Origin of the sequence: Pseudochrobactrum mosebachae, assembly GCF_048914685.1 — a bacterium.
Taxonomy (GTDB): Bacteria; Pseudomonadota; Alphaproteobacteria; order Rhizobiales; family Rhizobiaceae; genus Pseudochrobactrum.
The window spans coordinates 667,607-680,371 of the sequence record NZ_CP128408.1 but is presented as its reverse complement, the minus strand read 5'-3'; the positions used below and the strand labels follow the sequence as shown (position 1 = coordinate 680,371).

The following is a 12,765-nucleotide window of genomic DNA, read 5'->3' as shown; positions in this document are numbered from 1 at the left end:
TCTTGAGGGCAGGAGGTGCATAATGCTTGCTGTGTCAGGCGTCACTGGAATGCCGTTTCAAAGAAACTGCGCAATTTGCGTGAATGCAGCCTGTCTTGCGGCATAGTTGCGATTTTTTCCATTGCCAGAATGCCGATCTGCAAATGCTGGGCAACCTGTTTCTTGTAAAAATCTGTGGCCATACCCGGCAGTTTCAACTCGCCATGCAGTGGTTTGTCTGAAACACAAAGCAGCGTGCCATAAGGCACCCGAAAACGAAAACCGTTGGCGGCAATGGTCGCAGATTCCATATCCAGCGCCACAGCGCGCGATTGTGAAAGCCGTTGCACAGGGCCGCGCTGATCACGCAATTCCCAATTACGGTTATCAATCGTTGCAACCGTACCGGTACGCATGATGCGTTTCAGTTCGTGCCCTTCAAGACCCGTAACCTCTTCAACAGCCTCTTCGAGCGCGATCTGAATTTCAGCCAGAGCAGGGATTGGTACCCAGATCGGCAGATCATCATCAAGCACATGGTCTTCACGCACATAAGCATGCGCCAGCACATAATCGCCAAGTTGCTGGCTGTTGCGCAAACCGGCACAATGCCCGAGCATCAGCCATGCATGCGGGCGCAATACTGCGATATGATCGGTAATGGTTTTGGCATTGGATGGCCCCACACCGATATTGACCATGGTAATACCGGAGCCGTCGGCTTTTGCCAGATGATAGGCAGGCATTTGTGGCAGGCGTGCCGGTTCAACACCCTGAGACGGCGCGCTGTTTCCGGCATAGGTTACCAGATTGCCGGGCTCGACAAATTTGGTGTAGTCACCGCCGCCTTCCGCCATCAGCTTGCGGGCATAAGCGCAAAATTCGTCCATATAAAACTGGTAATTGGTAAACAGCACATAGTTTTGAAAATGCGACGGGCTGGTGGCCGTGTAATGCGACAGGCGATGCAGGGAATAATCGACGCGCTGGCCGGTAAATGGCGCAAGCGGCATGACTTCCAAAGTTTGAAACTCAGCATCACCATTAACAATACTGTCATCGGTATTACCAAGATCCGGCACATCAAACATATCACGCAGCGGATATTGAAACGCTTCTGAAACCGAAGATTCTACATAGGTGCCTTCAAGAAAAGCAAAATGCAGCGGAATAGGGGTCGTCGATTCCTGTACGGTCACCGGAACGCCGTGGTTTTTAATCAGCAGGCGGATCTGCTCCATCAAATACGTGTCGAACAGATCAGGGCGGGTAAGGGTGGTTGCATAGTCTCCCGGCAACGTTACATGGCCATAGGCCAACCGCGTATCAACATGCGCGAAACTCGCAGTTGAAAAGCGCAATTCAGGATAAAAAGCCCGAAACCGCTGCGGGGCGATCTCGCCTTTGGCAACCTGATGAAACGCATCGCGCAAAAACGCAGTGTTGCGGTCATAGAGTGCCCGCAATGCGTCAACCGCAGCGCGGGCATCATTAAATGATGCAGGAGCCACGGGCTCCGGTGAGGCAATGCCCGTAGCAATAATATCAGAAACGGGATGGCCGGAAAAAGGGTCGATTCTTTTGCTCATGCTGCATTATATGCCGGAATTGATAGAGTTATAAGCCGGTTATAAAGCTGGTTTATGGTGCAAATCAGATCGGAAAGCTTAAACAGTAAATACTATTTTTGCAGGCTGACAAAAAGAACCAGACCGGTGGCAGAAATTTTGCCACCGGTATTGGCAGCAATTCCTGTAAAGGCGGCAATAGGCGCTACAAAAAACAGGCTGAAAATGCCGATGCGCATTGCCAGATATAAATTATCTTTTAGCGCAGTAAAGCGTGGCTCTTTGTGCTGGGCAGATATGTCATTATGGGTGTGTTTCATGGTGTGCCTGCCTGCTGAGTTGCGGGCACTGTTTTAACCGGTGGTAAAACATGCGCGACCATTGAGGACGTAAACAATTTGTGGCTATGGCGGCTGCTGTCATGGCTGCGATAGCTTTCATTGATAAGGCTTACACCGAGTAATGACGTGCCAAGCATGAACAGGCTGATAATTGTAAAACTGCGATACAGCATTGGCACACCCGATTGGTTTTGTCAGTTTTTCAAAACTAACGGGAATAGCGTGAACCCTTGCTGATAGGCCTGTTCATCTGCGGTTCAAGATTGTGAAGCAGATTTGCTGTGATACATATATATGTATTGTATTGAATAAGTTTTTGCATTGCCTATTATGTAGTCATGATTATACAATGCAAATTGCAACAAACAGCTCCTCTATTTTGCTGTTTATCGTTTTATAAATCAGGAGCTGATTCCTATGAGTGCTTCACCTAAATTCCAGAGCAAACCGATTGAGCTTTATTATTGGCCAACACCCAATGGCTGGAAAATCAGTATCATGCTTGAGGAGCTCGGCATTCCTTATGAAGTGAAATATGTGAATATTGGTAAGGGCGATCAGTTCGAGCCTGATTTTTTGAAAATTGCCCCCAATAATCGTATGCCAGCTATTATTGATCCGGAGGGGCCGGACGGACAGCCGATTTCAGTTTTTGAATCCGGCGCCATTTTGCAATATCTCGGCCGTAAATTTAATAGATTTTATCCGGCGGATGAGCGCAAACGCGTAGCTGTTGATGAATGGCTGATGTGGCAGATGGGTGGTTTGGGGCCAATGTCGGGGCAGGCCGGACATTTCCGTGTTTATGCGCCGGAAAAAATTGAATATGGCATCAACCGCTATACGAGTGAGGTGAACCGCCTTTACGGTGTGCTTAACCGCCGCCTTGAAGGTCGGGATTATATTGCGGATGAGTATTCGATCGCTGATATTGCCTCAGTGGGCTGGATCAGTGCGCATAACAGCTATGATCAGAAGCTGGAAGACTTTCCTGCATTGAAGCGCTGGTATGAAACTGTAACCGCGCGACCTGCTGTGCAACGCGGTATGGCTCTCGGCAAAGCAGAGCGTGAAAAGAGCAATCTCGCGACAGATAAATCAGCCCAAAGTGTTCTCTTCAACCAGAAAGCCCGCTGATTATTATCTGAGTTAAAATATAGAGCGGTTTACGTTGAGGTTGAACTCAGTAAACCGCTCTGCCTATTTCGATGAGCTGTGTAATCTCGCTATGAAAGCCGTTTTTGATTACTGTCGTGCCAGCTTTTCTGTTTTACAGATCAGGCCACCTGCCACGCAGCCGGCCAATGATAAGGTGCTGCCGCTGACGCTGGCTTTGCCGGAATAGGTCTTGCCTTCATCCAGCTTGTTGACGGTGCCTTTATAGCTGCCGCCTTTGCCGGTCATTTTGCCAATAGATTTACCTTTGAACTCGCCATCCAGCACTGTGCCGCAATAATCATCGCCGCCGCAGTTTTTATATTCAATTGAGGTGCCGCTGGAGCGCTTCCATGTGCCGACAATTGGCTCAGCCGCCAATGCAGGGCCCGCCGTAAATGTCAGGGCAATTATTGCCAGTATCGTTTTCTTCATCAGTCCCTCCCAGAAATGTGAAAATCTATGCAGTTTTACGTTCACGTAAACGTAATCAAAAAACGAGCACTTGAAAAGAGGGATTTTAGTACCGGAAAAATGGAGCGGAAATCACGTTGAACCTGTCTAGAGCATTTCACTATCAAGTTGAATCAACTTGATACATATGACAATGCGAAAACTCTAGAATCTAGAGCAAGCGATGCGATCCAGCCTGATCGTTTCCCGCTCCGGCTTTCAACGGCACAGACAGCGATTTATCAAAGGCCTTAAACGCATAATCACAAGCTTGGTTAGCAATGGGTTTAATTCCATAGATAGAGAAAATCCGCATTTTTTTGTGAAAGCCCGCAAAACCGCAAGAGTTATTCTTAATGAATTCTGACATTTACCACTTGTTTGGACTTTGTTGAGAGGGCGTTAAGGATGGTGCTTAACGCCCATTTCAGCTCTTTCCGGCATGCTTATCCCAACACCAGCAGAGATCGGCATGAGCATATTGCTCTAAGCAGGCGGCGCTGAAACAGGATAGGGCCAATACAATGTTTACAAGTTTCTCAATGCACAAAGCAGCAAATATCGCCAGCATGGAAGCAGAAATGCTGTTTGAAACCGGTATGATGTATTATGCAGGGCGTGATTGCGTTGCCGATCGTATTGAAGCGTATAAATGGTTCAACATTGCTGCGATCCGCGGCGATGAACGCGCCCTACCAATGCGTAGCAAACTATCCGCACTGATGAGTAAGTCTGAGCTTGTGCGCGCATTGCGTGAAGCGCGTGAATGGATGGCACGCCACTAACTCCACGGAATTAGGCAAAGACTTAAGTCTGACGATCAGCTCGTGCCGAGATAGCGGCCGGGCTTGTGATTGATCGCAATAATGATGTTCATGACCACAGCGCCGATGAGTGAAATAGCAACCTGCTGTGGTGAGAGAAAGAACAGCGAGACCGCCATTAGCACCAGATCAAGCGATAGCTGAAACCAGCCGGCGCGGATATTGTAATTATCTTGCAAGTAAAGCGCGAGAATGTTGATGCCGCCTACACCGGCGCGGTGCCTGAACAGCGCCAAGACACCCATGCCCATTAATGTGCCGCCCATAAAGGCAGCAAAAATCGGCTGCAGGGTTGAGAAATCCACCCATAGTGGAAACAGCCGCGTGAACACCGACATCAGCGCCACCGCAATAAAGGTGCGGATAGTAAAGCGCCAGCCCATGCGTTTGATCGCCAGATAATAGAATGGCAGATTGATAACAAAAAATGTCAGCGCGAATTGCCAGTTGGTCGCATAATGCACAAGCAATGCAACACCGGCAGTGCTACCGGTCATCAGATTGGCTTGCGCATAAAGTGTCAGACCCAAACTGACAAAGCTGGTGCCGATTAGCATAGCGACAATGTCTTCATAGAGCCGGTGCCTGTCGGTTAACGATATCGGACTTAGAACAGGAATCGCATCAGAACTTGTGACATCGGCCATGGTATGAACCTTGATAAAATGATGTCACGTCACTGATAAAGTGCGCGACAAGATGCGGTGATAAACTGAATACAGGATAAAAAGCCTGAAATGAGACTTTGTTCCTGCTCTATATTTAAATCAAAAATGCGCGAAAATCAGCGGCGAGAAAATTGTTATTTTTAGGCTGGCTAGAGCAGTTTACGTGTATTGCGCCGCTATTTTTATTTCAATAATTGCGCAGTGACATCAGCAGTAACTCGTTTTCGCACGCAATATTTATATATAAATACAAGTTTAAACTGAGATTTTATACAGGGTCATGGTGGCAACTGTGTTGATAAATATAATGACTGTATGCCGGTTAATTATAAAAATGTTATGTTTAAGTAATAAAATACAAGAATTAGCAGTATCCTTTCACAGAGCATCAAATCCTTTCAGAAATCGTGAAAGGGATTTCTCTTTGAAGTATTATACGATATTGACAGGAAAATGCTTTAAGCACAGTGTTTTACACCACACTCAGGAGATCAGAGATGAAAATTCAAACTCTCAGCCGTCTTAGCGGCGCGGCATTGGTAGCAGGGATGGCAGTCTTTGTAATGTCCTCACCGGCAAGCGCACTGACTATGGCAGAATGCAGCACCAAATATCAGGCCGCGAAAGATGCCGGTACGCTTGGTACCATGAAGTGGAATGATTTCCGTAAAGCACAGTGTGGCACTGATACGCCAGCAGCTCAGGTGCCAACTCAGGCACCAGCTAAAGTGCAGCCGGCTGCAAAGCCTGCCAAGCAGGCTAAGGATACAACTACGAATGCAGCTGAGGCCAAGGGCCTGACAATGCAGCAATGCTCGGCAAAATATAAATCTGCACAGGAATCAGGTCTTGCCAATGGCTTGAAGTGGAATGCATTCCGCAAAGCTGAGTGTGGCCCGGGCGCTGATGCTGATGTTGTAACCTCGGTTTCAACCAAGGAGCCGGCTGCGCCAACAATGGCAGCACCAAGCGGCGTTCGCTTTCCAAGTGCGGTATCAGCCAAATATGCTAGTGAAGCTGTAGGCAAACAGCGTATGAAGACCTGCCTTGATCAGTATTATGCTAATAAAAGTGCAAATTCGCTCAATGGTCTGCGTTGGATCCAGAAAGGCGGCGGGTATTACAGCCTGTGCAATGCGCGGCTCAAGGGTAATTCCTGATAACTTTCAATCATTGAATATCTGATATTCAACAAAATACCCGCTCCGGCAACGCCGGAGCGGGTATTTTGCTTTTTGAAACTCTGGAGCGTCGAGATGATAGCAGGCGTTAGAGCGGTTTACGTTTAAATTGGATCATGTAATCCGCTCTAAATTATTTTTTTACGCATTATCGTGGCCGTCCAATAATTCCATTGGACTACGAAATGCTCTAGCACCCCAGAGCATAAATTTTATTCAGTTACAGATGCTTTGGGGGCAGGCTTGGCTTTCGCTTTTACAGTCGTTTTGGCCTTAGCCTTGGTCAGCGTTGTTTTTGCAGCGCTTTTGCCGGTTGCTTTGCCAGTTGTTTTGGTAGAGCTCTGGGTTGTGGAGGTTGATTTGGCAGCCAGTTTTTTGGCTTGTAACGCCCAGTTTTCGCGCTCGGCACGACCGGAAAATCCAATCGCATTATTAATCCAGCCAAGTTGTGCTGCATTCAGATTGACCAGCTGGTCATAATGATAAATGCCCGCATTCTGCAATTTCGTCTGGATTGCTTTACCGATACCGGTAATTTGCGTGAGATCATCTGCCTTTCCACCCCGTGGTTTGGCTAGGCGGACAGGCTCTGCCAAAGCTTCTGTCTCAGGTGCTGCCGGTGCGGGCTTGGTCGTAATGGCTTTAGCGGAAGGTGTTTTAGTACCATCAAGTGGCGCGCTGTCAGATTTGCTGTGAGCTGGGCCTACAGGTTCAGCAGCAGGAATTGTTTTTTTAGCAGATATGCTGCTTTTTTCAGGTGCCGGCTTGTTATCTGACGCCTGTTTAACTTCTATTTCAGCGCTATTGGTTGTTACCTTTGTAGGTAATTCAGTTGCCGGCGCTGTAGGAGCAACCGCAGCGGTATCTGCTGAGACGCTTTTTTTGTTTTCAGTTGTTTTGTTATCTGCGGGGGAGGTGACAGATTTTGGCAGTACGGCAGGCGCAATTGTCTTCGAGGCCGGTTGCTGCGCTGCATTGCTGTTGAATTTGGAATACAGCCATCCAAGGAAAAACACGATAACCCCAATCAGGGCGATCCAGAGCAAAATATTCAAAAATGTTCTCCTTACTGAAATGACGTAGCCGAAACAGGGCTTATTATACAATGTTTCGATGGTTGCCTGTCTTTACGACAGGGCAGTGAAAATGGATCCTGTAAAATATAGCAGATAGAGCGCTGTTAAAAAATCCTGCTTTTGACATTGCGTGGGGATAACGCCGTACGGTGACGTGTGGCACATCAATAGCAGTGTCAAAAGATATGAAACAGAAAACCCGGCAACTTGCGTTGCCGGGTTTCTGTAACCTTGCGGTCTGTTTTAAGCTTATAAAGCTTAGAACGAACGCTGGAAGCGGATCATACCACCGAAAGCGTCTTTTTCGCCACCGGCCAGACGATCTGGATGGTTTGATGACCATGTGGTGTAGCTAACTTCTGGAGTGATTGTGAAGCCTGGAACCAGCTTGTAAGCTACGTTAGCTGTAACAGCGGTTTTGCCCCAATCTTCGTAAGCACCCTGAATGTTGAAAGTTGCTTTGTCGGAAGCTTTAAATGCCAAGCCACCCCAAACAGCGTAATCACCACCCCAGTTGCCGTACATGCCGAAGTCTTCTTCATATGAAGAATACGCGCCCTGTACCCAAAGCGAAACTGCATCGGTTACGTTTACATCGAGGCGAACCTTACCGGCCCACTCTTCGAGGAGAGCGTCATAAGCTGCAGCAGCTGCGATCGAGCCCCAAGCCTGTTCGAACTTAACACCACCAACAACATGTGGCATGTAATCGTCGATTGCGTAATAGTCTTCGCCCTGTTCAGCAGAGATAATAGCTGAGAAGCCATTGCCGCCGGTGAATGTGTAGCTGATCAGGTTGGTGTCGTAACCGCCTGGTGCAACTACGTCATCGTTCATTACGTTGCCGAGATAACCAGTGAAGGACTGGAATGCTGATTCATCTTTACCTACGCGCAGGCCGCCCAGTTCGATGTAAGCATACTTCAGCTTGTCCTGCTTGAAGTTGGCGTTGTTGACGCCATCATCGTCTTTTGAATTACCAAATTCAAAACGGTTTTCTGTGTAGGTCTTCAGTGTGCCGAGTTCGGTTTCCGAAGCTGTGTGTGTGCGCAGGGTGAAACGTGCGTTTTTGCCCCATGTATCACGCTTGCCGCCTGCGTAAACGTCGTCGCCAGCTTTAGCGTCGTAACGTACGTAACCGGAAATGCGCAGGCAGGTTTCTGTGCCTGGAATGTAGAAGTAGCCAGCGCCGTAAGCGTCGCAAACGCGAACATATTCAACAGCTTCTGGTTCTGGTGCAACGATAGCGTCTGCAGCCTGAGCGGTGGTTGCTGCTACGAGAGCTGCAGCGGAGCCGAGGAGAAGGCTCTTAATGTTCATTTCTGACCTCCAGTCAAAGTTTTAATTGGGTATGGGCTTTTATTTGGCTGAAGGACAACCTGCCCCCATCCCTTGGGTGAAAAAGTCGCTCCGAAGCGCTCCTTCTTCTGCCCTCAAGATACTCACGCTCAGTTTCGTTGCAACAGTAAAAACTTATAACGGGGGGTATAGTTGTTGCTATCGGGATATCGTGTTGCACAAAAGACACGAAACACCCCCTAGGTGCCGGATTTTATTTATGTTTTGTTTATATTCGTTAAAAAACATTAACTGTTTTTATCGTTATTTTCGGCTTTTTTAGCAAAATCCGCTCGTTTTTCGGATATCTGCATCGCTGCTTTCTCGTTATCGACGACCATCGCATATGGGGTTTAATTGCCGGGGTGAGTCTATAGAGGCGGTCATTTTCAATCAAATCGCCGATGAAGCCGTAACAGGCGGTTTGATTCTGTTCTTATTGATTCTGGCTATGTGCCAAACCTGATCTATCTCTATGCACTGATAAGGCAGGATGGGTATAATTGTGCAGAACAGGCATATTCTGATATCTATAATGACTTCAGACTGTTGATGAATAAGATTTTTTCACTTCTGATGCGTAAAGTGCTTGAACTCAGCATTATTAACGGCTATTGCGCCTTTACCGGAGAGGTGGCCGAGTGGTCGAAGGCGCTCCCCTGCTAAGGGAGTAGGCCCCATAAGGGTCTCGTGGGTTCGAATCCCATCCTCTCCTCCAGTTTAAAAAGCTGCCCGTAGAAATACGGGCAGCTTTTTGCATTTCAGACCTTATTTCGAGTTTGAAACTGACCTGCAAAAATCTTAAGTTTTTATAATTAAATCACAATTCAATTTAAGTTATTGAATTTGTTGATATTTATTTGGATTTGCTTGTTTCTGACTGGAGGTCAGAAATGAACATTAAGAGCCTTCTTCTCGGCTCCGCTGCAGCTCTCGTAGCAGCAACCACCGCTCAGGCTGCAGACGCTATCGTTGCGCCAGAACCAGAAGCTGTTGAATATGTGCGCGTTTGCGATGCTTACGGCGCTGGCTACTTCTACATTCCAGGCACAGAAACCTGCCTGCGCATTTCCGGTTATGTACGTTATCAGGCGGCTGCCGGTCGTGACGTTTATGATGCTAGCAAGCGTGGCTACAAAAAGGTTGTTGGTTTTAGTGATGCAGATGAGTTGATCACTGAGCATACTGACACTTGGAATAAAACCGCTCGTTTCACCCTGCGTACACACACAGCTTCGGAAACAGAACTCGGTACCCTCCGGACTTACACAGAAAACCGCTTCAACTACACGAATGGCGCTCAGGCAGGTAATAGTCTGAATTATGCCTACATGCAGCTCGGTGGCCTGCGCATTGGTAAAGATGAATCAGCATTCCACACTGTTACTGGCTATCTCGGCGACATGTTGAATGATGATGTTGTTCTTGCAGGTGAATATGATACTAACCTGATCAGCTACACCTTCACTGGTGGTAACGGTTTCTCAGCTACTATCTCTGCGGAGCAGGGCGGCGGCGAATTTGCAATCGTTGATGTTGATGGCGTGACTGTAGCGCACATGGTGGATGGCAAACCTGTAACAACTAAGTTCAGCAATCGCATTGATAGCTACATGCCGCATGTTGTGGCTGGCGTTAAATTCGAACAGGCTTGGGGTTCAGTTGCAGCTGTTGCTGCTTATGACTCCAATCTGGAAGAGTGGGCTGCAAAAGTTCGTCTTGATGTAAATGTAACTGATGCTGTTTCGGTTTGGGTGCAGGGCGGTTACGCTTCTTATGAAGAAGCTGTTGGCATGTACGGTAACTGGGGTGGCGATTACGCTATCTGGGGTGGTGCCAAGTTTAAAGCTTCTGACAAAGCAACTTTCAATATTCAGGCTGCTTACGAAGATTGGGGTAAGACCGCTCTTGCTGCAAACGTAGCTTATCAGTTGGTTCCAGGCTTCACAATTACTCCTGAAGTTGCATATACAAGCTGGAAAAATACCCATCCGCTGCTTCTTTCTAATGACGTAGCCAATAAAAACGCTTTCGGAGCAACTATCCGCTTCCAGCGTTCATTCTAAGCTTATTGTTAATGTAAAATTTACCAGCGGGTACGCCCGCTGGTATTTTGTCTCACGAGAGGCGTTCAGGCGGGGGACATCTTCTATTAGATGCGTCTATATTATTATAAGTTAATAACAGGATAGACTGAAATAAATTTTGAGGGGGCTTTTAGTCTTAACCAGATTGGTTCTAAAATGCTTTTATACATTATTTGCTCCCTGCACTTGTTTTATTGTTTCTTACGCTCTAAAGCTCCACGCCAATCGAATGGCTGGGGGGCTTGATGATGGAGTTAAAAAGGGACATTTCTGCCGATAATGCTGATAATTTTATGCCTGTTCTTGGGTATAATCTTAGTTTTACATCTTCAAATGTAAAAACGCATCGTATCGTACAGCAGTATTCTGTTGCTGAGTTGTCAGAACGTTATCTCAATATTCTGTGGGACGACGGTTCGCACAAATACAATGTGAGATTATTTCTCGGTGAATTGCATGAAATTTTAAAAGGCGAGCGTTTCAGTGGCTTTAGTCAGGAAATGCTCGACAGAATTATCGGATCCCTGCGTGAACGCAATAACAGCAATGCAACCATTAATAGAAAAATGGCTGCACTTAGCAAGTTACTGCGAAAGGCATATAAGATGGGGGACATCTTTAGCCTGCCGGAATTCATTCGTCAGAAAGAACGGGCAGGGCGAATTCGTTTTCTTGAGCTTGAAGAAGAGGCTCGGCTCTTCGCCGCGATTAAAGCGCGTTGCGAAGATAGCTACCGCTTGGCAATTTTTCTGGTTGATAGCGGCTGTCGACTTGGTGAAGCGATCGGCCTGACATGGAATGATATTCAGGATCATCGCGTTACCTTCTGGTTCACGAAATCAAATCGTAGTCGAACGGTGCCGCTGACCAAGCGCGCTTGCAAAACCTGCAAAATTCCTGTCGAACGCCACAAGGGCCCATTTTCAATGCTCACTCAAGTTGCATTTCGCGCTATTTGGAATGACGCGAAATATGAGGTAGGGCTTGGCACCGATACGCAGGTCGTACCGCATATTCTGCGACATACTTGCGCATCACGGCTGGTGCGTGGCGGTATTGATATCCGGCGAGTTCAAATGTGGCTCGGCCATCAGACATTGCAGATGACAATGCGCTATGCGCATCTTGCTACCAATGATCTTGATAGCTGCGTTAAAGTGCTGGAAATCCGCTGAGTGTTAGGCTTTAACTGCTAGAGCATTTCACTATCAAGTTGAATCGACTTGATAGGTTTGACAATGCGAAAAAGCTAAAATCTAGAGCGAGCGTGAGATCTAATCTGATCGTTTCTCGCTCTAGGGCATTACACAGGCAAGTTGGTTCCGCTTGGCGCTCGTGACAATGCGGCAAAACAAAACTTGCAGAGCGCGCTACGATTCATTTTGCGTGTAGCGTGCTCTGCTATGAACCCTTAAAAGTGAAGCGGTTTTTGCAATATGGTTCATGTAAAGCAAATAAGCCAAGCGCTTTACTGCTTTAATCGGGAGCATTTCTCTCGGATTTGAATGCGAGTATCTGCATAGGCAATAATATTACCAAGACGCTTTATTATTTAACCTGAACATCAGGTTGATCTCCTGGTTTTCTGTTTGCGGTCAGCAGAGCTCAGAATAAAGTGGTTGCTTTAACGGGGCAGAGGCGTCGCAGTTCTAATTTGCATCATTGAAAAGCGAGGCAGAGTCTGTGCATCTATCACTCAGGCGTTTTAATGATTGATGGAATGAAACATATGACTGTGACAACCGAGCGTTTGTTTGTTTTTTCTGCCGGATTTTGCGGGGCTTCTGCTATGGCCAGCTATGCTGCCTCTGCCCATGGTGACCATGCTTTGCTTGCCACTGTTGCTCCAATTCTACTCGGTCATGCGGCAGCTTTTTTAGCTTTTGCTTTTTTGAGCGCCCGCAGCCGTCCGTTATATTGGTCAGCTGTTTTGATCTTGGTCGGGGTAGCACTGTTTGCCGGTGATCTTATCCTGCGTGATCTGACCGGAAACAAACTATTCCCTATGGCTGCACCTCTTGGCGGAACAGTGATGATTGCCGGTTGGATTATGACAGCATTATCGGCATTGATTCCGCATAAAAGCTGATTGATC

Annotated in this window: 13 protein-coding genes and 1 tRNA gene; 7 read left to right on the top strand and 7 right to left on the bottom strand. The window is 47.3% G+C overall.

Annotation, left to right across the window (positions count from 1 at the left end):
- Positions 1–41: 41 nt before the first annotated feature.
- From MP213Fo_RS03220 to MP213Fo_RS03210, 3 genes are all read right to left on the bottom strand, one after another.
- Positions 42–1,568 (bottom strand): AMP nucleosidase, encoded by a 1,527-nt coding sequence (locus MP213Fo_RS03220; RefSeq protein WP_421090243.1) that lies wholly within the window; start codon positions 1,566–1,568, stop codon positions 42–44.
- A gap of 92 nt (positions 1,569–1,660) precedes the next feature.
- The gene (locus MP213Fo_RS03215; RefSeq protein ID WP_421090242.1) at positions 1,661–1,867 is read right to left on the bottom strand and encodes a hypothetical protein; all 207 of its coding nucleotides are present in this window, start codon (positions 1,865–1,867) and stop codon (positions 1,661–1,663) included.
- Positions 1,864–2,061 carry a hypothetical protein gene (locus tag MP213Fo_RS03210; protein WP_421090241.1) on the bottom strand — a complete coding sequence of 66 codons (198 nt, stop codon included), beginning with the start codon at positions 2,059–2,061 and terminating at the stop codon, positions 1,864–1,866. The genes MP213Fo_RS03215 and MP213Fo_RS03210 overlap by 4 nt, the downstream gene beginning before the upstream one ends.
- A gap of 244 nt (positions 2,062–2,305) precedes the next feature.
- Between MP213Fo_RS03210 and MP213Fo_RS03205 the strand changes: the two genes are divergently transcribed.
- Positions 2,306–3,025 (top strand): glutathione S-transferase family protein, encoded by a 720-nt coding sequence (locus MP213Fo_RS03205; RefSeq protein WP_421090240.1) that lies wholly within the window; start codon positions 2,306–2,308, stop codon positions 3,023–3,025.
- A gap of 108 nt (positions 3,026–3,133) precedes the next feature.
- On the opposite strand, the gene MP213Fo_RS03200 is transcribed toward MP213Fo_RS03205, so the two are convergent.
- Entirely contained in the window at positions 3,134–3,478 is a 345-nt protein-coding gene (locus tag MP213Fo_RS03200) for a DUF2147 domain-containing protein (protein WP_421090239.1), read from the bottom strand.
- A gap of 542 nt (positions 3,479–4,020) precedes the next feature.
- Here MP213Fo_RS03200 and MP213Fo_RS03195 point away from each other — a divergent pair.
- The gene (locus MP213Fo_RS03195; RefSeq protein ID WP_421090238.1) at positions 4,021–4,281 is read left to right on the top strand and encodes a sel1 repeat family protein; all 261 of its coding nucleotides are present in this window, start codon (positions 4,021–4,023) and stop codon (positions 4,279–4,281) included.
- 35 nt (positions 4,282–4,316) lie between these two features.
- Here MP213Fo_RS03195 and MP213Fo_RS03190 read toward each other — a convergent pair whose 3' ends face one another.
- Positions 4,317–4,967, bottom strand: a complete 651-nt coding sequence (locus MP213Fo_RS03190) for a YitT family protein (RefSeq protein ID WP_421090237.1) — start codon at positions 4,965–4,967, stop codon at positions 4,317–4,319.
- A 518-nt stretch (positions 4,968–5,485) separates the two neighbouring features.
- On the opposite strand from MP213Fo_RS03190, the gene MP213Fo_RS03185 reads away from it, so the two are divergent.
- Positions 5,486–6,148, top strand: a complete 663-nt coding sequence (locus MP213Fo_RS03185) for an antifreeze protein (protein ID WP_421090236.1) — start codon at positions 5,486–5,488, stop codon at positions 6,146–6,148.
- Between the two features lie 233 nt (positions 6,149–6,381).
- Here the strand turns inward: MP213Fo_RS03185 and MP213Fo_RS03180 are convergent, their stop codons facing one another.
- Positions 6,382–7,224 carry a hypothetical protein gene (locus tag MP213Fo_RS03180; protein WP_421090235.1) on the bottom strand — a complete coding sequence of 281 codons (843 nt, stop codon included), beginning with the start codon at positions 7,222–7,224 and terminating at the stop codon, positions 6,382–6,384.
- Between the two features lie 279 nt (positions 7,225–7,503).
- Positions 7,504–8,565 (bottom strand): porin, encoded by a 1,062-nt coding sequence (locus MP213Fo_RS03175; RefSeq protein ID WP_421090234.1) that lies wholly within the window; start codon positions 8,563–8,565, stop codon positions 7,504–7,506.
- A gap of 645 nt (positions 8,566–9,210) precedes the next feature.
- Between MP213Fo_RS03175 and MP213Fo_RS03170 the strand changes: the two genes are divergently transcribed.
- The 4 genes from MP213Fo_RS03170 (at position 9,211) to MP213Fo_RS03155 (ending at position 12,759) form a co-directional block, all read left to right on the top strand.
- Positions 9,211–9,301 (top strand) — tRNA-Ser (locus MP213Fo_RS03170).
- A 175-nt stretch (positions 9,302–9,476) separates the two neighbouring features.
- On the top strand, positions 9,477–10,649 hold the full coding sequence (locus MP213Fo_RS03165; RefSeq protein WP_421090233.1) for a porin: 1,173 nt from the start codon (positions 9,477–9,479) through the stop codon (positions 10,647–10,649).
- 269 nt (positions 10,650–10,918) lie between these two features.
- A complete protein-coding gene (locus MP213Fo_RS03160) occupies positions 10,919–11,845 on the top strand; it encodes a tyrosine-type recombinase/integrase (RefSeq protein ID WP_421090991.1) in 927 nt (308 codons plus the stop codon).
- 545 nt (positions 11,846–12,390) lie between these two features.
- Positions 12,391–12,759 (top strand): DUF423 domain-containing protein, encoded by a 369-nt coding sequence (locus tag MP213Fo_RS03155; protein WP_421090232.1) that lies wholly within the window; start codon positions 12,391–12,393, stop codon positions 12,757–12,759.
- Positions 12,760–12,765: the final 6 nt, after the last annotated feature.

Excerpts from the sequence above, each read along its gene's own strand:
- MP213Fo_RS03220 (WP_421090243.1), bottom strand. The coding sequence starts at position 1,568 with ATGAGCAAAAGAATCGACCCTTTTTCCGGCCATCCCGTTTCTGATATT.
- MP213Fo_RS03215 (WP_421090242.1), bottom strand. The coding sequence starts at position 1,867 with ATGAAACACACCCATAATGACATATCTGCCCAGCACAAAGAGCCACGC.
- MP213Fo_RS03185 (WP_421090236.1), top strand. The coding sequence starts at position 5,486 with ATGAAAATTCAAACTCTCAGCCGTCTTAGCGGCGCGGCATTGGTAGCA.
- MP213Fo_RS03165 (WP_421090233.1), top strand. The coding sequence starts at position 9,477 with ATGAACATTAAGAGCCTTCTTCTCGGCTCCGCTGCAGCTCTCGTAGCA.
- MP213Fo_RS03155 (WP_421090232.1), top strand. The coding sequence starts at position 12,391 with ATGAAACATATGACTGTGACAACCGAGCGTTTGTTTGTTTTTTCTGCC.
- MP213Fo_RS03195 (WP_421090238.1), top strand. The coding sequence starts at position 4,021 with ATGTTTACAAGTTTCTCAATGCACAAAGCAGCAAATATCGCCAGCATG.
- MP213Fo_RS03160 (WP_421090991.1), top strand. The coding sequence starts at position 10,919 with ATGGAGTTAAAAAGGGACATTTCTGCCGATAATGCTGATAATTTTATG.
- MP213Fo_RS03200 (WP_421090239.1), bottom strand. The coding sequence starts at position 3,478 with ATGAAGAAAACGATACTGGCAATAATTGCCCTGACATTTACGGCGGGC.
- MP213Fo_RS03175 (WP_421090234.1), bottom strand. The coding sequence starts at position 8,565 with ATGAACATTAAGAGCCTTCTCCTCGGCTCCGCTGCAGCTCTCGTAGCA.
- MP213Fo_RS03210 (WP_421090241.1), bottom strand. The coding sequence starts at position 2,061 with ATGCTGTATCGCAGTTTTACAATTATCAGCCTGTTCATGCTTGGCACG.
- MP213Fo_RS03205 (WP_421090240.1), top strand. The coding sequence starts at position 2,306 with ATGAGTGCTTCACCTAAATTCCAGAGCAAACCGATTGAGCTTTATTAT.
- MP213Fo_RS03190 (WP_421090237.1), bottom strand. The coding sequence starts at position 4,967 with ATGGCCGATGTCACAAGTTCTGATGCGATTCCTGTTCTAAGTCCGATA.